The organism is Acidobacteriota bacterium (genome assembly GCA_028874215.1).
Taxonomy (GTDB): domain Bacteria; phylum Acidobacteriota; class UBA6911; order RPQK01; family JAJDTT01; genus JAJDTT01.
Genome location: JAPPLF010000103.1, coordinates 23,342 through 44,297 on the forward strand (window position 1 = coordinate 23,342; position 20,956 = coordinate 44,297).

Genomic DNA, 20,956 nt, shown 5'->3' on the forward strand with positions numbered 1-20,956 from the left:
ACTTGGAATTCATACTATTGACATTGATCCAACATGGTCGTCTCTCCTTGGTTTGGGGGCTAAGATCAGGCGATCTTGATCAGCCTTTCGCCGTAGCGGATGAGGAAAGCGGCATCGGCCGCTGCGACGCCGTACTGACGGCCGGCCGCCAGCGGAGGATTCTCGGCCAGCTTCTCGAAGCGGCTCGAGGCGCGCAGGACATCGGTTCCCTGTCTCATTGAGAAAAAATAGATCTGGTCTCCCGCGCCGATGGGGGAGACCCAGTTCTGGCCTTGGAGCCGCCGGGTCCAGAGCTCTTCTCCGGTGGCCAGGCTCAGGCAATAGGCGACACCGGACTTGTTGACGAAATAGGCCTGGTCCCGATAGACCAGCGGCGAGCAGAAATAGGTGGTGGCGTTCGCGGCTCTCCACAGGATTGAGGGGCCGGCCTCGTCCTCTCCCGGGAAGCGAATGGCCAGGTTGTGCCCCCTCTTGCTGGAGCCGACGATGGCGCCGCCGGGGAAAGGAGTCGGGGAGGGGACCCGGTTCCCTTCCAATCCGTCCAGGCTCCAGAGCATCTTTCCGTCCCGGCTGCGAAAGGCGTCGAGCCGGTCGCCGCTTCCGGCCAGAATGATCTCTTGGTTCCGGTACCGGCAGACGGCCGGCGTGCTCCAGGCGATGCCTTGGGGCCGCTCCGTTCTCCAGAGGTTCTCCCCGGTTTTCTTGTCCGCCGACAACAGGAAGCTGGGACCGCTGTGGGCCGCCAGCGCCACGACACCGTTCTCCGTGAGCCGCAAGGAGCTGCCGATGCCGTGACGCCCCTGGAACTCGCCGTACTCCTCGACCAGGCTTCGTTGCCAGCGAATCTCGCCCGCATGGCTGAGCGCCATGAACTCCCCGGTCTCGAAGAAGACGTAGACGGAATCGGCGTCCGCGGCGGGCGTCGGGGCGGCCTTGCTGACCATGTTGCTGACCTTGATCCGCTGGGTCGGCGAGACGTTCCTCCGCCAGAGGAGTTCTCCCGTCTCCAGACTCAGCGACAGGATCGAAAGAGTCTCCTTGTAGGGACCCTCCAATGCCGTCAGAAACACCTGAGAGCCATGGAGCACCGGACTCGACTGGCCGTATCCGGGAAGTGGCGTGTCCCACGCCAGGTTCTTCCCGGGGGACCACTCGAGCGGATAGCCGTTTCCCGATGCCTGGCTCGTCCCCTCCCCGCGAAACCCCGTCCACCGGGCGGCTTGGGAGGGAACGGCAAGGCAGGCCGCAAGAAATCTCCGGCGTGAGTGGTGCGGCATTGGTTTCATATGGCGGTTCCTCTTTCTGGATCTACGACTCGTTTGAGGAGGGGGGCATTCACGGTTGAAGCTCCAACGCAGGCCGACCCGTGCCAACCGTCCCGGGCGTCCATGTAGGTGTAACCGGCCGGAGGAGGCGAATGCAGTTCCTTCCACGGGAGCCTGTCCATCCTGGGGCGCCGAACAGAAATTAACGCTATTGAAAATCAATTTCAATAAGAAATTTTCCGGCGGCTTTTTGATCGCTGGATTCAGCCGAATATCGCCTTGCCCGGGACCGGCTTCGATTGATCCGGTACACCCCGAGGGGTAACATGAACCTCAGCAGTTGGTGGTGGAAGTCCTGCCGCGCCATACGCAAAACCGGAGGTGGGCCCATGGCTGAACAGACCAGATCCAAGATACGTATCCGGCCCAGGATTTTGATCCTCTTCCTGCTTTTGGGGATCCCACCCTTGATCATCGGACATGTGGTGCTGATCAACGGCGCACGTACGACCTACACCGAGGTGGTGGCCAACCACTTCAGCGAGTCGGCCGACAGCGCCCAGACCCAGCTCATGAACTACCTGGAGCGGATCAGCAACGAGGTGGGCAACCTGACCCGCGTGTCCGAGATCCTGGAGGCCGTGTCCGCTTCCAACCGGAACCGGTTGGAAGGGACCGAACTCGACAGCCAAGTGGAGAAAAGGGAAGGGGATTGGCTGACCCAGGATCCGGAAAACTCCCGGTTGCAGTCCGGGATCCTGAACAACGAGGCGTCCCGATTTGTCCGCAAGTTCAACAGCATCACCGCCGATTTCCGGGAGATTTTGGTGACCGATGCCCTGGGGCGCCTGGTCGCCGCCAGCAACAAGACCAGCGACTATTTTCAGGGAGACGAGCGGTGGTGGCAGCGCGCCTATCAGGAGGGGCAGGGAAACCCCTTCCACGGAGACATCCAGTTCGACGAGAGCGCCAACGTCTACGGTATGGAGATCGCCTACCCGGTTCGAGATCCCGCCTCGAACGAGGTCATCGGTGTGATCAAGGCAATCGCTGACGCCCACGAGATCTCGGCGCTGGTGGGTGCGACCCGGTTGGGGCCGAACACCGAGGCGGTGATCATCGCAGCCGACGGCACGGGGATTCTGGGCCCGGAACGGACGGTGCGCTACCGGTTCCCGGAGGCCGTCTCTCTGGAACAACCGGGCCGGCGCTTCGTCGAAGCGACCGAAATTCGGGCTTTGCCGGCGGAGGAACGCCAAGTCTTTTTGGGATTGCCGCAGTTTCGGATCAGGGATCGGATGGCGGAGTTGGACTGGATTCTGGTGGTTCAGGAGCCCTACGAAGAGGTCTATTCCCCCTTTCGGAACCTGAACAGCTGGTTCATTTATTTCGCCGTGTTCGGCGTCGCGTTGGTGCTGGTTCTGGCGTTGATCTTTTCCCGAATCCTCTCCGGTCCCGTGATCGAGGCCGACCCCCATCTGGAGCGAATCTGACCACGGCCGATCTCCGCTCGAATTCGATTGAAGGATGATTCGTACCGTCCTCGGAGAGATACCGGAAGACAAACTCGGACCCGCGCTGGCCCACGAGCATCTCTACTGCAACATCGCCCGCCACTCCGGCAACCTCGACAACGCCATGATTGACTGGGAGTTGATCGTCCGCGAACTGGGTTCGTTCAAGGCAGCCGGCGGACGGGGCATTCTGGAGGTGACCCCGGTGGACCTGGACGGAGACGCCGAGGCCCTGCGCCGGATCAGCGAGGCGTCCGGCGTCCACATCGTTCGCGGCATCGCCTTCTACCAGGAGGACAGTTACCCCGCGTGGCTGCAAACGGCCACCGTCGATGAGATCGAGGACTTCTTCGTTCGGGAGATCGAGGAGGGCGGGGCGGGCATTCCGGCCGGCTTCATCGGCGAGATCGGAAGCCACAACCGGCCCGAACCTGATTTCCTCGGATACCGTCTGACGGAAGGAGAGACCCGGGTGTTTCAGGCGGCCGCCGGTGCCCAGAAAAGGACCGGCGCCCTCATCTCCACCCACGCCGCCCTGGGACGGGCGGGCCATGCCCAGTTGAACGTTCTGGAGGCTGCGGGAGCCGACCTGTCCCGCGTGGTCATCGGGCATTGTGACGCCCACTACCACGACGACGAGGAAAAGGACCTGGAATACTATCTGCCCATTCTGGACCGGGGCGCTTACGTGGAATTCGATCTCATCGGCTGGGTCGATGAGTGGCCCGGCTGTCCGACCGATGAGATCCGGGCCCTCCGTCTGGCCTCGCTGGTCCGATTGGGTTACCAGGACCAACTGCTGGTGGCCACAGATACCTGCCGTCTCTCCCACCTGCGGGCGAACGGCGGTAGGGGATACGATTATTTCTGGAGCGATTTTCTGCCGCGACTGCGGCGGGAGGGAGTCGGACAGGACGCCGTGGACGCCATCCTGATCCGTAATCCCGGCCGGGCGGCGAACATTTCCTGAGTTGACGATTGAAGGTCCGTGACGATTTGATCCGCTGACTAACAAGGGGGAATCGGATGAAGAGAAGGAAGTTTTTTCGAAATGCCGGCAGCGCTCTGGGAGGAGTCGCGGCCTATGGGCTGACCTCGTCCGCCGGGGAAGCCCGGCCGGCGGCGGGGCCCCCGGCGGAAATGGACCGGTACCGGTTCAAGCTGGGGATGTACCTGCCCGAGCTTCAACTCCCCTTCGACGAGGCGTTGGCCACGGCCAAGGAGATCGGCGTGGAGTCGGTCTGGTTCAACCGGCTCAAGGATGAGGTCGATGTCGCCCGGATGAGTGACGCCGAGGCGGACCGCATGGCGGAACGGGTGCAGCGCCAAGGGCTGGAGATCTTCCTGCTGAGTGCCGGCTCCAGCTTCAAGCACATTCACCTGACCGACCTGAAGAAGGACAAGCTCACCGAGCACGAAGGGTTCCGAACCCACTTGGCGGAGCTGGAGCGGTGCATGGAGATCGCCTCCCGGATCGGCGTCGGCGCCGTGGGGTCCTTCACCTTCGCCTGGCCCGGAGAGTACAAGGCGGGCAAGCCGACCTGGCCCATGCGCTGGCTGACCCGGGGCGGGTACATCGCCAGGGTCGACATGGAGAAGCTGGTGGAGGCCTTCACGCTGGTGGCGGATGCGGCCGAGAAGCACGGGGTGGACGTGGCGCTCTCCATGATGCCCTGGAACTACACCAACACCACCGGCAACTTCCGGCGGGTGGTGGAGGCCGTGGGGTCCTCCCGGTTGAAGGTCATGTGGGGGCCGGCCGACAACTTCAATTCGGGCGAATGGGACGTGGCCACGGCCGGATTCAACAACATTCGCCCCTACCTGCACGGCCTGCACCTGAAGGACCTTCACGTCATGGACGGCCTGAACCTGAAGTTCGAGTATCGAGCCTTGGGCGCCGGCGACGTGGACTACCCGGAGATCCTCCGCCGGTTGCAGGACCATCGTTCGGATGCGGTCCTGTCGCTGGCGACCCACTTCATTCCACCGGGCGGAACCCGGATCGATGCCATGAAGATCAACTACCAGAGGCTCAGCGGGATGATCCGGAAGGTCCAGGCTGAAAACATTTCCAACCAAGAGGGAGGGAAGGCATGAAAAGCGTCACCCGCCGGGAATTCATGAACGTGTCGGTCGCCGGCGCGGCCACAGTCTCGTCTCTGGCGGCCACGGCCCGCCGGGTTTCGGCCAACGACCGGGTCGTAGCGGCCGTCATCGGACTTCGGGGCATGGGTCGCGTCCACGTGAGCCGTCTCGTGGAGGTCCCGGATGCCGTCTGCGCCACCCTTTGCGACGTGGACCAGAGCATGTTGGAGCGGGAGTCCAAGAAGGTCCGCGACGCCACCGGACAGTCGCCCAAGTTGGTCAAGGACTTCCGGCACGTCCTGGACGACTCCTCCATCGACGCCGTAGTGATCGCCACGCCCCATCACTGGCACGTCCCCATGGCGGTCCGGGCCCTTCGAGCCGGCAAGGACGTCTACCTGGAGAAGCCGGGCTCCCACGTCTTTCGGGAAGGACGCGTCCTGGTCGATACGGTGGAGGAGACCGGGCGCATCGTCCAGCACGGCACGCAGATGCGCTCCAGCCGGGTCACGGCCAAGGCCCGTGAACTCCTGGACGCGGGGGTCATCGGCGAGGTCAAGATGTCCAAGGCCTGGAACAAGCAGCGGCACAAGCACCGGAAGGCGGTGCCGGACGTCCCGGTCCCGGCGGGAGTCGACTACGACATGTGGCTGGGTCCCGCGCCCAAGCGGCCCTTCAATCCCAACCGCTTTCACGGTTACTGGAACTGGTATCGCGACTACGGCAACGGGGACATCGGGGGAGACGGCATTCACGACCTGGACATGGCGCATTTCGGCCTCGCTCCCCAGACCCATCCGGTCCGGATCACGGCGCATGGGAGCCGGGTCCACGTGGAGGGCGTGGAGCGGGAGTTTCCCGACAACATGATGGTGGCCTACCACTTCGCCGAGGGTAAGGTGCTCATCTACGAAGACCGGGCCTGGACCCCCTACGGAAGTTTCGGCGTGGACAGCGGCAACGCCTTCTACGGAACCGAGGGATTCATGGTCTTCTCCCGCCGGGGTTTCTTCCAGGTCTACCTGGGCCGAAAGGAAGAGAAAGGCCCCTCCATGGGAGTCGGAGAAGCCGTCCGCGACCGGGGCAAAGGCACGCACCTGTCCAACTTCCTGGACTGCGTCCGGACCCGCAACCAACCGTTGGCCCCCGCCCTTCAGGTCCATCGGTCCTGCGCGCTGGTCCACCTGGGCGAGGTCGCCTACCGGACGGGCAAGGTGCTGGAGTTCGATCCGGAGACCGAGACCATCACCAATCACCCGGGCGCCAACCGGCTCTTGACAAAAGATTACCGTGGCCCGTGGTCGGTGTGACAGGAACGGCGATATCCTTGTCGCCGAACGGAGCGGCGAAATCCTTGTCGCCGAACGGGGCGGCGATATCCTTATCGCCGAATGGGGCGGCGATATCCTTATCGCCGAATTCCGAACCAACAAATGAACTCAACAACCAACGGCGGACCCCAACCCGCCCTCCGGAACGACCACTCTTCCCTCTGGAAATTGAAACTTCGAGTCTGAATCTCGGTCTATCCTAGGAGCGCAAAGTGACACAACAGAACGACAATCCAGGACTCTGCACCCGGGAAAGATCCACTGGAACCGGTCCCGCCATCTGGCTGGCCGGCGATCCGGCGGACCTGGAAAAGTGGCTGCCGCTGGGAGCGGCGGGCATCGTCACCAACACGGTGGTCCTGAACCAGATGGTCCAGAAGTACGGCCAGATCGTGGACGTCGCCCAGCGCTACCTGGACATCACCGACAAACCGGTGGTGATGGAGATCGACGGCCACTCCACCGAAGAGCTGCTCCGCGTCGGCGAGGTCTTCACCCGCATGTCGGACCGGATCATCCTCAAGATCCCCTGCACCGTCCACGGCCTCGGCGCCTTCCGCGAACTGAAGCGCCAGGGCGTCGAGACCTTCTGCACCACCGTCTTCTCCCTGACCCAGGCGGCGGCCGTGGCCCAGGCCGGCGCCACCCACATCCTCCCCTTCTGCGAGCCGGTCAAGGAGGTGGGAGGCGATCCCACCCAGTTGGTCCGGGAGTGTGTGGCCATGTTCCGGGGTTGGGAGCACCGCCCGTTCATCACCGCCGCCCTGGTCCGCTCCGCCGACACGGCGTACCGGGCGCTCCGGGACGGCGCCGACGGCATCATCATCTTCTGGAACATCTTCCAGGAAATGATGAAACATCCCCTGACGGAGACCTGGAACCAGACCTTTCTGGACGAGTGGAACGCCATGCACGATGCGGGACTGCTGAATGGCGTGCCGGTGGAGCATTGATCCGTCGATTCCGAGGCTGAACCGTGAACCAGCGCTACTCGCGTCAGATCCTCTTCCCTCCCATCGGCGCCGGGGGACAGGAACGCCTGGCCCGGTCGAGGGTGGTGATCGTCGGCTGCGGGGCCCTGGGCAGCGTGGCCGCGGAGCAGTTGGTCCGAGCCGGAATCGGCTCCTTGCGCCTGATCGACCGCGACTTCGTGGAAGAGAGCAATCTGCAGCGGCAGTGCCTCTTCACTGAGGACCATGCCCGCCTGGCCCTGCCCAAGGCGGTGGCGGCCGAGTCGATTCTCGGCGCCATGAACTCCCAAGTCACGGTCGACGGCGTGGTCGAGGACCTGACTCATCGAAACGCGGAGGCTCTCTGTGCCGGCAGCGACCTCATTCTGGACGGCACCGACAACTTCGAAACCCGGTACCTGTTGAACGACTACTCCCTCCTTACCGGCCGGACCTGGGTCTATGGAGCCTGCGTCGGCAGTTACGGAACGGCCTTCGCGTTCCGCCCCCGGGTCACGCCCTGCCTCCAGTGCCTCTTTCCGCAGCCGCCGGCGCCCGGCAGCGCCGAGACGTGCGACACCAGCGGCATCCTGGCGCCGGTCGTCCATATCGTGGCCTCCTACCAGGTCGCCCAGGTTCTGAAGATTCTGGTGGGCGCCGAGCCGGCGTCCACCATGCTGAAGGCGGATGTCTGGGAGAACCGGATGAAACTGGTCTCGCTGGAGGGTGCGCGCGTCCCGGACTGTCCCTGTTGCGGGGCGCTCGAGCTGCGCTTTCTGAAGGGAACGGAGGGGCGCCGTTCGGTTCGACTCTGCGGCCGGAACGCGGTCCAGGTCCAGGCGGGCGGAGACTCGCGAACGGACCTGTCCCGAGTCGCCCGGCGGCTCCGGCCCAGTGGCAGCGTGAGCCTGAACGACTATATGATGAAATTGGAGGTCAACGGCTACGAGCTGGCTCTGTTCCGCGACGGACGGGCCATTATCCGGGGAACGGAGGACGAGAAGGAGGCCCGGGCCATCTACGCTCGCTACATTGGCTGTTAGAGGTGCAATCATGTTGGAGAAACTACGGAGATCATGTCGGTGGCGCGGTTGGTTCACTGTCGGGGCGGGGTTTCTGGCGACCACTCTTGTGATGCCGTCGCTGGCCCGGGAGTCGGGTGACGAGAAGGCCCGGAAGGTGATCGACGCGGCGGTGACGGCCATGGGGGGCGATGCCTACCTGCAGGTCCGGAACTCCCAATCGTCCGGCCGGTACTTCTTCTTCCGGAAGGGCCGCAAGGGATTCACGCGGTATCGGGACTGGACCGTCTACGATCCCGTCAAATCCCGTCACGAAAGGGGGAAGAACGAGAAGGAGCAGTTCGTCGCCGTTCACAACATGGAGTTGAACAAGGGTTGGACGCTGGAAGGCGAATTCGAGGTCGAGGAGATTCCGGACAAGGAACTGGATTCGTGGTTGAAGGCGGTTCGGAAGGACCTCAACTTCATCATCAAGCAGCGCCTCGACGAAGAAGGAATGAGCCTCTACTACTACGGGCCCGACGACATCGCGGGACAGGGCGAGTTCGAGGCGGTGGAGTTTCTGGATGCCTCCAACAACTCGGTGGTGGTCTTCTTCAACCTGAGCAGCCACCTTCCCGAAAAGGTGGAGAACGAGTACACGGACGACACCGGGTTGCGCCACAAGTCGGAGTGGGAGTTCTATAACTGGCACACCATCCAGGGAGTTCACACCCCCCTGCGGACGGACATCTACCTGGACGGAGAAATTTCGCAGCAGTTCTTCATTGAAGACCTGGCCTACAACCTGCAGATTCCCGAATCCCAATTCCTGGAGCCGGCCATCGACGAGAAGAAGAAGTCCAAGTGGGAAGAGAAGATGGCCAAGCGGCTGAAGAAGCAGGAAGAGCGGGACGCCAAGGCGCAACGGGAAGCGGAGAAGGAGCGGGAGAAGAGAAGAAAGGGCCGGCGGAGCGACTGATCCCGGCCGGAATACCACGGCCCCTGACGGCGTTTACCATTAAACGGTATGTGTCCTGCGGTCCACACCATTGTGGACTCCAGGTCACACTCCGCGCTCCCCGCAGCGGCGTTCGAATTACGAAATCCACTGAAAATAAAGGCTTTCCTCGTTTTTGGCCTGAAACGTGCAACACGGTGCAGGCCAGATGCAGAGGACCATCCGCCGGCCGTTCAAACTCAAAGGAATCGGGCTCCACACCGGATGCCGGGTGGCGGTCGAATTGAAGCCCGCGCCGGCGGGGACCGGCGTCGTCTTCCGCCGCGTCGACCTGCAGGGTTTCGAGATCGAGGCCTCCCGCCGGTACGTCTCGCGCGTGGTCCTGGCCACGACCCTCATGAAACGCGGAGTGATGCTCTCGACGGTGGAGCATCTTTTGTCGGCCGTCTACGGCCTCGGCCTGGACAACCTCTACATCGACATCGATTCCCTGGAGGTCCCGATCCTGGACGGGTCGTCTCAGCCCTTCGTGGAGGGGTTTCAGGGTGTCGGGATCGAGGAGCAGGATGCTCCTCGGACCTTCATCAAGGTAGAAAAGCCGATCCGGCTGACGGACGGGGAGAAGTTCGTCTCCATCGAGCCTTCGCCGGTTTTTCGCGTGACCTACGAGATCGATTTCACCCATCCCGTCATCGGCCGCCAACGGCTGGACCTGGAGGTGACCCCTGAGGTCTACGCACGGGAGATCTCTTTTTCCCGGACCTTCGGTTTCTATCGTGAAGTCCGCCAGCTCCTGGACAACAATCTGATCCGGGGCGGCTCCTTCGAAAACGCGGTGGTCTTGAGCGACGACGGCGTCATGAGCGGTGAGCTCCGGGCGCCCGACGAGTTCGTTCGCCACAAGGTCCTGGATCTGATCGGCGACGTCTCCCTCTGCGGCAGCCCGGTGATCGGGCATGTCCGGGCCTACAAGGCCGGACACGCTCTGCACACGGCTCTGGCGACGGCGTTGTTTCGAAACGCGTCCCGCTGGCGTGTCGCCGAATCGGAGCTGGATCCGGCGGTGGCGAGTGCCGCCGCCGGCTGAGTTTGACCGCCGGCGGCAAAAGTCGCCGTACCCCTTCCACTATAATTGCGCCTGATGCCGTGTCCTCCGCTGTGCGCTTCCGGAATTCGGGGTGAATCGGGGAGGGGGTGTCCGTTTCCCTGCCTCAAACGCCTGTTCCGTGTGGCCGCGGCCGCCGGTTGGATGCTGGTCTTTCTCGGCCCCGAATTGCCAGCCCAGAATCGGGGAGAGCTGCTGCTGGACCTGGGGAGTCAAAGGGCGGCGGTGGCGATGGAACGGCGGTCCGGCAAGTCGTACGTCAGCCTCAAGAACCTGATTTCCGCCCTCCGGCTCGAAGGCTGGGAGTCGAATGACCGGTTCAATCTGTCCGGTCCCGGGGGAGAGCTCCTTTTTCTGGACGGGAGACCGCTGGTACGGGGGGGAGTCGACTATCTGCTCATGTCCTCCGCGGCATGGAAGAAAGGCCCTTCCGACTGGTACATCCCGGAGGATTTCCTGATTCGGGCGCTGGCGCCGGTCCTACCGGGGCGTTTCTCCAAGACCGGCGCAGCCAGGTATCGGTTCGAACCCCGGGATCTGAACCGGGTGAAGGTGGAGGTGACGAATCACCCCAGTCACGTCCGGATCGAGTTCACCACCAGCCGGCCGGGTCCGATCCGGGTCCACGACCGGCGGGGCTACGTCGAAGTGGAGTTCGGGCCTTATCGGGTTCGTCCCGGCGCCAAGCGGGGAACCGCTTCGTCCCGTCTGGTGTCCGCGCTGCAGTTCAACTCCCGGGACCCCTTCGGAACGTTCCGCATCCACAAGGGTCAGGACTATCGCCGGTACCGCGACGTCGGAGCCAGCGGCGCCTCGAGCAGGGTCGTGGAGATCCACGGCAGTATGCGGAGGGCTCCGGCCAGCGCCTCGAGAGCGGTCCCGGCCACTGCCGGAAGTCCCGATCCGGCTCCGGCGCGGCGATCCCGTCTCAGCACGACCCGGCGCCCGCGGGAGAGGCCGGTCATTGTCGTCGATCCGGGTCATGGCGGAAGCGATTCCGGAGGCATCTGGGAAGGAGATCTGGGGGAGCAGGGGTTTGTCGAGAAGGATCTGGCCCTCCAGTTTGCGCTGCAGTTGCGAGACGAATTTCGGAAACGGGGCCTGGAGGTGGTTCTGACCCGGGACCGGGACGTGAATCTCTCCGCGGCCCAGCGTAGCGCCGTGGGCAACTCCAATCGAACTCGAGCCTACCTGAGCCTCCATCTGGGACGTGCGCCGGACGCAGAGATGCGGGGCGGCGTAGTCTATTTTCATGGGAAACCCCCAGTCATACCTCCGCCGGAGCCGGAGGAACCGGACGAGGAGTCGTTGGCTCTCCAGGACGGCGAGACTCCGGACCTGCCGCAACCGGAATCGGAAACCGGGGAGACCGAGGAGGAGGAGAACGCCGTCGAGATCGTGGTGAGCCAACCGGAACCCGAACCGAAGCCCGAAGAGCAGGGAAAGTTCGTTCTCTGGGAAATGGGCCAGGAACGATACCAGCCGCGAAGCCGGGATCTGGCCGCGGCGGTTCAGGAGAGCCTGAATCAAGCTTACGAGGTTGAGAATCAGGTCATCGAAGCCCCATTGACGGTGCTGCAGCCGGTGGCGGCCGCGGGAATCGTCGTCGAGTTCGGGCAATTGACCAACGCGGTGGACCGGTTGAACCTGACCTTGCAACTCTTCCAACAGCGTCTGATTTCGGCCTTGGCTTCGGGGGTCGTTGCCTTCCTGGAAGGCCCTTCTGACGGGAGTGATCCGGAATGAGCGAGCTGCGGATCGCGCTCTCCCTGTTCCTGTTGATCATCATCGCTCTGGGAGTCGGGTACTACCTCACCGAGGCGGAGTTGCAACGGCAGCGAAGAGTCGGCCTGGAGGAGCCGCAGGTTACGGAGCCGGTTCGCATGCCGTCCCGCTCAGGAACTTCCTCGCGTGAAATGGAGGTTCGTGTCTTCTTCTGCGCGCCCGGCGCCACGGCTCCCGGCGAAGGGTTTCTCGTGTCCGAAGATCGCACCGTCCTGCAAACGGGTGAGCCGGTGTTCAATGCGCGGCAGATCGTGGACGAACTGATTCAGGGCCCCGAGGAAGAGGGTGTCCCGATCTTTCGGCAAGACGCCACGATTCGGCAGATCTTCGTTCTGGAGGACAAGACGGCGGTGGTGGACATCAGCCGCAAGACGGCCGAGAACCTGGCCGGCGGGATCCGAATGGAATTGTGCGCCATCCATTCCATCACCAGGTCGCTGGTCGAGAACCTGGGGGAGATCGATCAGGTCCGGTTCCTGGTGGGGGGGAAGCCGGAACTCACGCTTTCCGGCCACGTTTCCATAGGGGAACCCTTCCTGTAACATGGCCCCTCCCGGGCGGAGAGACGACTGACAGTGATGAATCGCAGAAACGACGGACGGCGTCCCGACGATTTGAGGCCGGTGAAAGTCACCACCGGCTTTACCAGGCATGCGGAAGGATCGGTCCTGATGGAGTGCGGAGACACCCGGGTCCTCTGCACGGCAAGCGTCGAGAAGAAGGTCCCCCCCTTCTTGCGGGGAGCCGGCCAGGGTTGGATCACCGCCGAGTATGGGATGCTTCCCCGGTCGACCCACACCCGCATGATTCGCGAAGTGGCCAAGGGAAAGCTCTCCGGGAGGAGCCAGGAGATTCAGCGCCTGATCGGGCGGTCGTTGCGGGCGGTCGTGGACCTTCACCTCCTGGGAGAGCGAACCATCTGGTTGGACTGTGACGTGCTTCAGGCGGACGGGGGCACCCGCACCACCTCCATCACCGGGGCTTTCCTGGCCCTGGCCCTGGCTCTGGATCGGTTGCATGGGGAACGGACTCTTCAGGAGCCGGTCCTCCTGTCTCCCGTGGCCGCGGTTAGCGTGGGAATCCTGGGAGACGAACCGGTGTTGGATCTGAACTACCGGGAAGATTTCGCCGCCGAAGTGGACATGAACGTGGTCATGACCGGTCAGGACGAGTACGTCGAGGTCCAGGGGACCGCGGAAGGAACTCCCTTCGGCCAGGGACAACTGGATCGGCTCCTGGAATTGGCCCGCGGCGGAATCCGGCAACTGATCTCCAGGCAGCGGGCCGTATTGGAAGACACGACGGAAGATGCCGCCCGGCTGTTCCGTCCCGATCCCGCCTCCAATCGTTTTGCGATTCCTGTTGGCAACTCGAAATAAGGGAAAGGTGGCGGAGGTCCTCCACGCCCTGGAAGGACTCCCGGTCCAGGTGGATCTGCTGCCGGACCATTCACGGATCCCCGAGCCGGAAGAAACCGGCCTGACCTTCCGTGAAAATGCGGCCCTCAAGTCCCGCTACTACTCCCGTCTCACGGGTGTCCCCACTCTCTCGGAGGATTCCGGACTGGCCGTGGAGGTGCTGGACGGACGTCCGGGCGTCCATTCGGCCCGCCTGGCCCCCAACGACGGCGAGCGAATCCGGACCCTGCTGAAGCTGATTGCGGACGCCGATCCGGAGTGGCCCGATTCCCGTCCCCGGGCCCGCTTCGTCTCGGCGATGTGCCTGTCCCTGCCGGAGGAGCGCATCCAGGTACAGGGCGAGGTCTGGGGACGGATCGTTCCCGAGGCCCGGGGCGAAAACGGCTTCGGCTACGACCCGGTTTTCCTCTATCCGCCGCTGAACCGGACCTTCGCCCAACTCACCATCGAGCAGAAGAGCCGGATCTCCCATCGATCCCGGGCATTGCGGAAGCTTCGGGCCCGGCTCAAGGCATTCTGATTCGAATCAGCCTGCCGCCCCAATGGCCTGCTTCAGTTCTTCCGGCGTGTGAACCGGCCTCCGGCAGACGAAGTTCCGGCAGACGTAGGCTGCGGCCCCGCCGTCGATGGAAGTTTTTCCCGCCAGGAGGGGGATCTGGTATCCAATGCCATCGTCCTCGCCTGACGCGACCGCCAGGATCTTGTTGGGCAGGTACTGATCCCTCACCACCTGGACCAGCGGGGCCCGCTGTGTTTCGCTCCCGACCACGGCGATCTCGTGAACCGGGCCCAGGTAGTGGTCCAGGGCCTGTAGCCAGTAGCCGAACGCCAGCGGATGGCGTTCCAGGGCCAGGGAGACTCGCCGGAGCATGCTCTCCGCCTTCTCCAGGTAGCCGGATCGCCCCAACAGCTTGTGGAGCCGGAGCAGGTTCAGGCAGGAGACGGCGTTCCCGCTGGGGGTGGCATTGTCCATGAACTCCTTGTGGCGAATCACCAGGCGTTCGTGGTTCCTGGAGGTGAAATGGAAGTCTCCTTGCTCAGCGTCCCAGAACAGTTCCAACTGGGCATCCGTGACTTCGGCGGCGCGGTCCACCCAGACCGGATCGCCGGTGGCCTGGTACAGGGCCAGCCAACCCTCGACCACTTGGGCGTAGTCATCGAGATAGCCGTTGAGGCGCGCCCGGCCCATGGTCCAGCTCCGGTGAAGGCGGTGGCCGGTCCACATCTCCGAATAGAGGAACTCCCCGTTCCTCAAGCTGATTTCCAGGTACTCGGAACTGTCGAAGGCGAAGGCGGCCTCGGCGAAAGCGGTGAGCATCATGCCGTTCCAGGAAGCCAGGACCTTGTCGTCCAGCCCCGGCCGGATCCGCTTCCTCCGGATCGCGAACAGCCGCCGTCTGGCCCCCGCCAGGAGCCGGTCCAACTCTTCGGGCGCCATCCCCAGACTCTCGGCGTAGGGTTTCCGTTCCAGCCGGGGGTGCAGGATGTTGGAGCCCTCGAAGTTTCCGTGGGAGGTGACGTCGTAGTAGTCGCAGAAGATCCGCGCGGTCTTCGAATCCAGGGCGGATTCCACCTCTTCGAGGCTCCAGACGTAGAACTTCCCTTCGTGGCCTTCGCTGTCGGCGTCCTCGGCCGAGTAGAAGCCGCCTTCTTCGTTATCCCACATCTCCCGCTGAACGTAACCCAGGGTCTCGTCGACGATCTGCCGGTAGAAACGGTTGTCCGTCAGTTGCCAGGCCTCCAGGTAGACGCGCGCCAGGAGCGCGTTGTCGTAGAGCATCTTCTCGAAGTGGGGCACCAGCCAGCGGTCGTCCACCGAGTAGCGGTGGAACCCGCCGCCCAACTGGTCGTAGATCCCGCCCCGGGCCATCTCGTTGAGCGTCACGTCGACCATCCGAAGGGCGGAGGTTCGTTCGGTTCTCCTGCAATAACGCACCAGGAACGCGAGAACCATGGAACTGGGGAACTTGGGGGCTTGCCCGAAGCCGCCCAGGCGATGGTCGAACTGCTGGTAGCAGCGATCGTGGGCCTGATCCAGGATCTTCGAGTCCAGGTCGCCCGGGGCCAGTCCCCACGAAAAGGCCTCTTCCAGCCGTTGCAGCGTCCGGCTCCGCCCGGCTTCGATCTCCTGGCGGCGCTCCACGAAGGCGTCCTTCACGCCCTGGAGGATGCGGGCAAAGCCGGGACGTCCATAGCGGTCCTCGGGAGGAAAGTAGGTTCCCCCATAGAAGGGGACCAGGTCCGGCGTCAGGAAGACCGTCAACGGCCAACCGCCGCTCCCGGTGGTCATCTGGACGAAGCTCATGTAGATGGAGTCCACGTCGGGCCGCTCCTCCCGGTCGACCTTGATGTTGATGAATCCCTCGTTCATCAGGGCGGCGATGCGCTCGTTCTCGAAGGATTCGTGCTCCATGACGTGGCACCAGTGACAGGAGGAGTATCCGATGCTCAGCAGAATGGGCTTGTCCTGTTCCTTCGACTTGTACAGGGCATCGTCATTCCAGGCATGCCAGTCCACCGGGTTGTAGGCGTGTTGGATCAGATAGGGACTGGTCTCGTCAATCAGCCGGTTGGGGCGGTGAGTGCCGAATGCGGTCATGTTCGAGCTCCCTTGAAAGCTGGGTCCTGCGCTTTGGATCCGTTCATTGGGCGCCGATCGACCCCGGGACGCCGGCGGGAGCCGAGGCCGGCCGGCTCCGGTAGACGGTGGGGTCCGCAACACCGGCGCGGGCGAAGGCGCCGGATCGCTCCCTGCAGGTCCCGCACCGGCCGCAGTGCAGATCCTCACCCCGGTAGCAGCTCCAGGTCAGACCGAACGGAACGTCCAACCGGGTCCCGAGGCGGACGATGTCGACCTTGGTGAGGTGCAGGAACGGGACCGTCAGTTCGATGGGCTCGTAGTGGCAAAGGCCGGCGGTCCTGGCCAGAGCCCGGACGAATTCGGGGCGGCAGTCGGGATAGACCTCGTGGTCTCCGGCATGGGCGGCGTAGGCGACCGTGCCGCAATCGGAAGAGATGGCCCAGGCCAGGGCCACCGCCAGCATCAACATGTTGCGGTTGGGGACCACGGTGACCTTCATGCTCTCCGGATCGTACTCCCCCGACGGGACCTCGACGTCCGGGCTGGTGAGGGCGCTCCCCGCCAGGAATCCCGTGACCGCGGAAAGATCGGCGCTCTTGAAGGAAACTCCCACCCGGGCGCAGATTCCGGCGGCTGCGCCGAGTTCCTTTCGATGCCGTTGTCCGTAGTCGATGCCCAGAGCCTGGACGTGATGCCCCTGGGAGAGAAGCTGATACAGAAGCGTGGTGGAGTCCATCCCTCCCGAAAGCGTCAGAACGACTCGTTTTCGAACCACGGCTTCCCTTCGCTCAACCGGCCCATGCAGAGATTAGCACAGGGGGGGAGCGGCGGTTTCCAACCGCCGAACTCCGGTGGAGCATGGAGGAATGGGAGACTTCCAGTCACCCACGAAACGCGTTCGGTCAAGGCTACTCCGGAAGCCGGCGGTCAGGAAACCGCTGCTCCTTTCCTCATACACCGCTGGATCCAACTGACCACGCAGCCGGCCGCCAGGCCCACGGGAAGCGATACCGGCAGGATCCACTGAAAGCTGAAGTCCACGATTCCGGTCCGTTCCGACAACGGAACCCAACCCAGGTCCAGGGTCATCTGGTTCAGCGAACCCCAGTAGGCCACGCAGGCCGCCGCCAGAAGGGCCGCCAGCGACCCTGCGATAGTTCCCGAAGCGGTGGAGAAGGGTACGAATATGGCGAGAAAGAAGAGCAGAAAGAGGGCGCCGACGTACAGATGAAGGGTGCGTTGCGCGATTTCCACGAAGTTGCCCGGCACGTTTCCCACCACGAACGAGGATCCCAGGACCACGATCAGTCCAATGGCGAGAGCCAGCGCCTGCGAGAGACGGACGCGCGCGATTTCGCTCAGTGCGCGCCGCCGGAACCGGCCGACGAAATCGGTCACCACCACCGCCGTGAGCGAATTGACTCCGGAGTCGACACTCGACATGGCCGCGGCGAAGAGGCCGGAAATCACGAGGCCCGATACGCCGATGGGAAGCAGGTGAACGATGTAGTAGGGAAACACTCGATCGGCATCGACGCCTGCGGGCAGGAGTTCCGGGCGAGCCTCGAAGAAACCCAGCAGTGAGAAGGCCACCAGGGCCAGAATCACGTTCACCAGGATGCCGGCGAACGAATTCAGCAAAAAAGACCGCCGCGCCGCCTTGACGTCCCGAACCGACATGAAGCGTTGGACCGCGGTCTGATCGCCTCCGGCCGTGCAGACCCACCAGAGGGTTCCCGACACGATGGACCAGAACGCCGTGACCCGGACGTTGGGGTCCAGGCTGAACAGGGGTTGAGTGTCCCAGGAGGGGCTCCATTCGGTGGGGAACCAACCGAATCCGCCGAGGCGAACCGTCACCGTGATCACCACCAGCAGCGCCCCGCCGCACAGGAGGCAGAACTGCAGGAAGTCCGTGATGACCACGGCCCGCAGACCGCCGAAGGACGCATAGGTGATGGCCACGGCTCCGATCACCAGTGCCACGTAGGGAAGCTTGTCCTGCTCGAGACCCAGCATCAGAAGCATGGCTTGAGCGCTCAGGTGGATGAGCAGCGACATCCAGGTCAACCGGAGCATGATGAACAGGACGGCGCCGGTCAGGCGGACGCTCAGGCCTTTTTTCTGCTCCAGCAGTTCGTAGGCGCTGATCAGCCGAAAGCGCATGTAGGCCGGGACGATCAGGTAACCCACGATGAGGTAGTAGAAGGGAATCGAGAGAGACGAAGTCAGGATGGCGGGCCCCTTTCCGTAGACTTCGCCCGGTGTGGCCAGGAAGGAGATGGTGCTGAAGAGGGTCACGAACATGGAGATGCCGATGAGCCCCGGGTTCATGGTCCGGTTGCCCACGAAGTACTCGTCCAGGCTCTTCTGGCGCCGCCGGTAGTACCAGCCCAGGGAGATCATCCCCAGGGCGTAGACTGCGATGATGACTCCGTCGATCCAGTGCAGGCCGCTGCCCGCGAAGCCGGCCGCCGCCGCGCCGGCCTCGGGCTGACCCAGTACCTGCCCCATGGACAGGGTTGCCGCCGCCAGGAACCACTTCATCATGCTTTGAGTCACCTGGTGAGAAATTCCGGCTAGTCGGCCACCCAGTGACGGTAGAGCGGCTTGACCCGCGCCGGCAGAGACTCGTAGACGGACGCCGGAACCGGGACCTGCTCGTTTTCGTCTCCTCCCGTCTCGTCCACCATTTGCGTGCGCTCGATCGAGCCGGGTCTCAGGATATCGATGTTGAGCCACCAGGGAGCGTATCGGACCGCCATTCCAACGCGGGGACGGCCGCTCCGATTGGGAGCCGTCGAGTGCCAGAGCCGGCTGTCGAAGATCAGCACGCTGCCGGCCCGTCCGGTGGCGTGGATCTCGGTGGGATACGCGCGGGTGGGATCGACGCCGTTCTCGCCGGTGGGGTTGTTGGGAGACCGGTGACTTCCGGGCACGACCAGCGTGCCCCCGGTCTCTGCCGAGAAGGACGAAAGCATCCAGATGGTGGTCAGGTGGGCGACCATGTCGGGGTAGGGCGCCGGGATGTGGCCGGCGCTGTTCTGGTTGAAGGGCCAGTCGGCGTGCCAGCGGCCCCGCTCGTTCCCCGGATAGTTGATGATGGCCGTAGTGAAGGAGATCCGTACCGGCTTGCCCAGAAGGGCTTCTGCGATAGCCAGGATTCTCCGGTCCGCGAGATAGGGGCTGAAGGACTGATCGAAGGCCAGAAGCCCGGTCCGGGCGCCCACGCCCTGAATCCTGACGGACCCGCCACTGGATTCCACCGCCGACCGGACGCTCCGGCGGATGTCGCGAACCCGGGACTCGGGGATGATCCCATCCAGGACGCACCACCCGTCCAGCTTCAAGTGGTGCAACGCTTTATCCAGGTTCATAAGCCGTGTCCGCGGTTCATTTCCAGAGTCACAACCCGACAAAGATAACATGGTGGCCGTCGCTGGGAAGTGTAGAGGGAGGAGTGCCGTCCTCCTACACACCTCTATAGAATCCAGGGGTATCCACAGAGATCCCGGAATATCTTATAAGTGTTTGATTTTCTTTAGTTTAGACCGGTTCTCACCCTGTTTCGGCCTCCCCTGACGTCCCTTGATATCCCACTCCATCCCGTTTATTATGGCGTAGTGAATGATGTACATAGTTCTCCCGCTCCGCTCCGAAAAACCAAGCCGAAGGGCCGCCACCCCCACAAGGCGCTTTCCGCCGCCTTCGTGCGCTCCGCCCCACCGGGCAAACACTGCGACGGCAACGGATTGTACCTCTACGTCAGGCCGAACGGAGCCCGAAGCTGGATCCAACGCCTCGTCATCCGCGGTCGGCGCCGCGACTTCGGTCTCGGCGGTGTGGCGCTGGTGTCCCTCGCCGAGGCCCGCGAGAAGGCGCGGGCCAACCGCAAGCTGGCCCGCGAGGGGGGGGATCCCCTGACCGAGAGACGCCGCACGCGGAACATGCCGACCTTCGCCGAAGCCGCCGAGCGGGTGGTGGAGCAGAAGCGGTCCGGCTGGCGCTATCCGAGGCAGGCCCACGACTGGATGGTGAGCCTGCGGCGCTACGCCTTTCGCCGCATCGGCCGGATGCCGGTCTCGGAGGTGACGAGCGGCGATGTCCTGGAGATCCTCACCCCCATCTGGCACGTGAAGTCACACACGGCCCAGATCGTGCGCCAGCGCATGCGCACGGTCCTGGAGTGGGCCGTGGCGATGGAATACCGGACCGACAACCCCTGCGACCGCGTCGTGTCGGTCCTCGGAGCACAGGACGCCGTGGTGCGGCACAGGCCGGCCTTGCCGCATCGCGAGGTGGGGGCGGCCCTCCGGAAGGTGTGGGCCTCGAACTCGGCGCCCGTGTCCATGCTGGCCTTCGAGTTTCTGGTGCTCACGGCGGCGAGGTGGGGCGAGGTGCGGTGGGCCGAGTGGCCGGAGATCGATCCGGCGCGAAGGACGTGGACGGTTCCCGGAACCCGCATGAAGACCAAACGGGAGCACCGGGTGCCGCTGTGTGGCCGGGCGATGGAGATTCTGGAGGAAGCACGGACGCTGGAGGATGGAGACGCCCGGTTGATCTTCACCCGGGAGGGCGGAAAGCCCCTCGGCGCCGGCCGGTTGCGCAAGCTGTTGCGCTGGAACCAGATCGCAGCCGTGCCGCACGGGTTCCGGTCGAGTTTCCGGGACTGGGCGGCGGAGGAGACGGATCATCCACGCGAGGTGGTCGAGGCGGCGCTGGCGCATGTGGTGAAGAACAAGGTCGAGGCGGCGTACCGGCGCACGGACCTGTTCGAGCGGCGGCGCGTGCTCATGGAGGACTGGGCGGGCTATCTGGCTGGCGAAAGCTGGCAACTGGTGTCCGGTCGGCGGCGTTGAGCCGCCGTGGTGGTTCCCCCGGCCGGCTTCGGGAGCTGGCGTTCGAGTTGGCATCCGGGAGGTCGGTTTTGACCGCTGAAAAGTGTCGTGTCGTGCCC

At 63.8% G+C, this 20,956-nt stretch carries 18 protein-coding genes; 13 read left to right on the plus strand and 5 right to left on the minus strand.

All coding sequences use genetic code 11. The annotated features are described in order from the left end of the window. Nucleotides 1-65: 65 nt before the first annotated feature. Nucleotides 66-1,286: a PQQ-binding-like beta-propeller repeat protein gene (locus tag OXT71_21565; protein MDE2928983.1), complete on the minus strand. Its 1,221-nt coding sequence runs from the start codon at nt 1,284-1,286 to the stop codon at nt 66-68. Nucleotides 1,287-1,654: 368 nt separating this feature from the next. Between OXT71_21565 and OXT71_21570 the strand changes: the two genes are divergently transcribed. From OXT71_21570 to rdgB, 12 genes are all read left to right on the plus strand, one after another. Then, nucleotides 1,655-2,758: a cache domain-containing protein gene (locus OXT71_21570; GenBank protein ID MDE2928984.1), complete on the plus strand. Its 1,104-nt coding sequence runs from the start codon at nt 1,655-1,657 to the stop codon at nt 2,756-2,758. A 34-nt stretch (nt 2,759-2,792) separates the two neighbouring features. Then, on the plus strand, nt 2,793-3,749 hold the full coding sequence (locus OXT71_21575; GenBank protein ID MDE2928985.1) for a hypothetical protein: 957 nt from the start codon (nt 2,793-2,795) through the stop codon (nt 3,747-3,749). Between the two features lie 56 nt (nt 3,750-3,805). Next, the gene (locus OXT71_21580; GenBank protein MDE2928986.1) at nt 3,806-4,879 is read left to right on the plus strand and encodes a sugar phosphate isomerase/epimerase; all 1,074 of its coding nucleotides are present in this window, start codon (nt 3,806-3,808) and stop codon (nt 4,877-4,879) included. Further along, nucleotides 4,876-6,177, plus strand: coding sequence for a Gfo/Idh/MocA family oxidoreductase (locus tag OXT71_21585; protein MDE2928987.1), 1,302 nt, complete (start codon nt 4,876-4,878; stop codon nt 6,175-6,177). The genes OXT71_21580 and OXT71_21585 overlap by 4 nt, the downstream gene beginning before the upstream one ends. A 233-nt stretch (nt 6,178-6,410) precedes the next feature. Further along, entirely contained in the window at nt 6,411-7,151 is a 741-nt protein-coding gene (locus OXT71_21590; GenBank protein MDE2928988.1) for a hypothetical protein, read from the plus strand. 23 nt (nt 7,152-7,174) lie between these two features. After that, nucleotides 7,175-8,191, plus strand: a complete 1,017-nt coding sequence (locus OXT71_21595; GenBank protein MDE2928989.1) for a ThiF family adenylyltransferase — start codon at nt 7,175-7,177, stop codon at nt 8,189-8,191. Between the two features lie 91 nt (nt 8,192-8,282). Continuing rightward, nucleotides 8,283-9,131, plus strand: a complete 849-nt coding sequence (locus OXT71_21600; GenBank protein MDE2928990.1) for a hypothetical protein — start codon at nt 8,283-8,285, stop codon at nt 9,129-9,131. 187 nt (nt 9,132-9,318) lie between these two features. Next, nucleotides 9,319-10,197, plus strand: coding sequence for a UDP-3-O-acyl-N-acetylglucosamine deacetylase (gene lpxC / locus OXT71_21605; protein ID MDE2928991.1), 879 nt, complete (start codon nt 9,319-9,321; stop codon nt 10,195-10,197). A 162-nt stretch (nt 10,198-10,359) separates the two neighbouring features. Further along, nucleotides 10,360-11,961, plus strand: coding sequence for an N-acetylmuramoyl-L-alanine amidase (locus tag OXT71_21610; GenBank protein ID MDE2928992.1), 1,602 nt, complete (start codon nt 10,360-10,362; stop codon nt 11,959-11,961). Continuing rightward, on the plus strand, nt 11,958-12,542 hold the full coding sequence (locus OXT71_21615; protein MDE2928993.1) for a GerMN domain-containing protein: 585 nt from the start codon (nt 11,958-11,960) through the stop codon (nt 12,540-12,542). Before OXT71_21610 ends, OXT71_21615 begins: the two co-directional genes overlap by 4 nt. 36 nt (nt 12,543-12,578) lie before the next feature. Further along, the gene (gene rph, locus OXT71_21620; protein ID MDE2928994.1) at nt 12,579-13,379 is read left to right on the plus strand and encodes a ribonuclease PH; all 801 of its coding nucleotides are present in this window, start codon (nt 12,579-12,581) and stop codon (nt 13,377-13,379) included. Further along, entirely contained in the window at nt 13,363-13,938 is a 576-nt protein-coding gene (rdgB, locus tag OXT71_21625) for an RdgB/HAM1 family non-canonical purine NTP pyrophosphatase (protein ID MDE2928995.1), read from the plus strand. Before rph ends, rdgB begins: the two co-directional genes overlap by 17 nt. Before the next feature lie 6 nt (nt 13,939-13,944). Here the strand turns inward: rdgB and OXT71_21630 are convergent, their stop codons facing one another. The 4 genes from OXT71_21630 to OXT71_21645 form a co-directional block, all read right to left on the minus strand. Beyond that, on the minus strand, nt 13,945-16,017 hold the full coding sequence (locus OXT71_21630) for a thioredoxin domain-containing protein (protein MDE2928996.1): 2,073 nt from the start codon (nt 16,015-16,017) through the stop codon (nt 13,945-13,947). Between the two features lie 43 nt (nt 16,018-16,060). After that, nucleotides 16,061-16,774 (minus strand): 7-cyano-7-deazaguanine synthase QueC, encoded by a 714-nt coding sequence (gene queC, locus OXT71_21635; protein ID MDE2928997.1) that lies wholly within the window; start codon nt 16,772-16,774, stop codon nt 16,061-16,063. 152 nt (nt 16,775-16,926) lie between these two features. After that, the gene (locus OXT71_21640; GenBank protein ID MDE2928998.1) at nt 16,927-18,549 is read right to left on the minus strand and encodes a sodium-coupled permease; all 1,623 of its coding nucleotides are present in this window, start codon (nt 18,547-18,549) and stop codon (nt 16,927-16,929) included. 29 nt (nt 18,550-18,578) lie between these two features. Continuing rightward, nucleotides 18,579-19,376, minus strand: coding sequence for a phytanoyl-CoA dioxygenase family protein (locus OXT71_21645; GenBank protein ID MDE2928999.1), 798 nt, complete (start codon nt 19,374-19,376; stop codon nt 18,579-18,581). Nucleotides 19,377-19,622: 246 nt separating this feature from the next. On the opposite strand from OXT71_21645, the gene OXT71_21650 reads away from it, so the two are divergent. Then, nucleotides 19,623-20,858, plus strand: a complete 1,236-nt coding sequence (locus OXT71_21650; protein ID MDE2929000.1) for an integrase arm-type DNA-binding domain-containing protein — start codon at nt 19,623-19,625, stop codon at nt 20,856-20,858. Nucleotides 20,859-20,956: the final 98 nt, after the last annotated feature.

Bases quoted from the DNA above. Each gene is read 5' to 3' on its own strand.
- OXT71_21630 (MDE2928996.1), bottom strand. From the start codon at position 16,017: ATGACCGCATTCGGCACTCACCGCCCCAACCGGCTGATTGACGAGACC.
- OXT71_21640 (MDE2928998.1), bottom strand. From the start codon at position 18,549: ATGATGAAGTGGTTCCTGGCGGCGGCAACCCTGTCCATGGGGCAGGTA.
- rph (MDE2928994.1), top strand. From the start codon at position 12,579: ATGAATCGCAGAAACGACGGACGGCGTCCCGACGATTTGAGGCCGGTG.
- OXT71_21570 (MDE2928984.1), top strand. From the start codon at position 1,655: ATGGCTGAACAGACCAGATCCAAGATACGTATCCGGCCCAGGATTTTG.
- OXT71_21585 (MDE2928987.1), top strand. From the start codon at position 4,876: ATGAAAAGCGTCACCCGCCGGGAATTCATGAACGTGTCGGTCGCCGGC.
- OXT71_21600 (MDE2928990.1), top strand. From the start codon at position 8,283: ATGCCGTCGCTGGCCCGGGAGTCGGGTGACGAGAAGGCCCGGAAGGTG.
- OXT71_21645 (MDE2928999.1), bottom strand. From the start codon at position 19,376: ATGAACCTGGATAAAGCGTTGCACCACTTGAAGCTGGACGGGTGGTGC.
- OXT71_21610 (MDE2928992.1), top strand. From the start codon at position 10,360: ATGCTGGTCTTTCTCGGCCCCGAATTGCCAGCCCAGAATCGGGGAGAG.
- OXT71_21565 (MDE2928983.1), bottom strand. From the start codon at position 1,286: ATGAAACCAATGCCGCACCACTCACGCCGGAGATTTCTTGCGGCCTGC.
- OXT71_21575 (MDE2928985.1), top strand. From the start codon at position 2,793: ATGATTCGTACCGTCCTCGGAGAGATACCGGAAGACAAACTCGGACCC.
- OXT71_21580 (MDE2928986.1), top strand. From the start codon at position 3,806: ATGAAGAGAAGGAAGTTTTTTCGAAATGCCGGCAGCGCTCTGGGAGGA.
- lpxC (MDE2928991.1), top strand. From the start codon at position 9,319: ATGCAGAGGACCATCCGCCGGCCGTTCAAACTCAAAGGAATCGGGCTC.
- OXT71_21615 (MDE2928993.1), top strand. From the start codon at position 11,958: ATGAGCGAGCTGCGGATCGCGCTCTCCCTGTTCCTGTTGATCATCATC.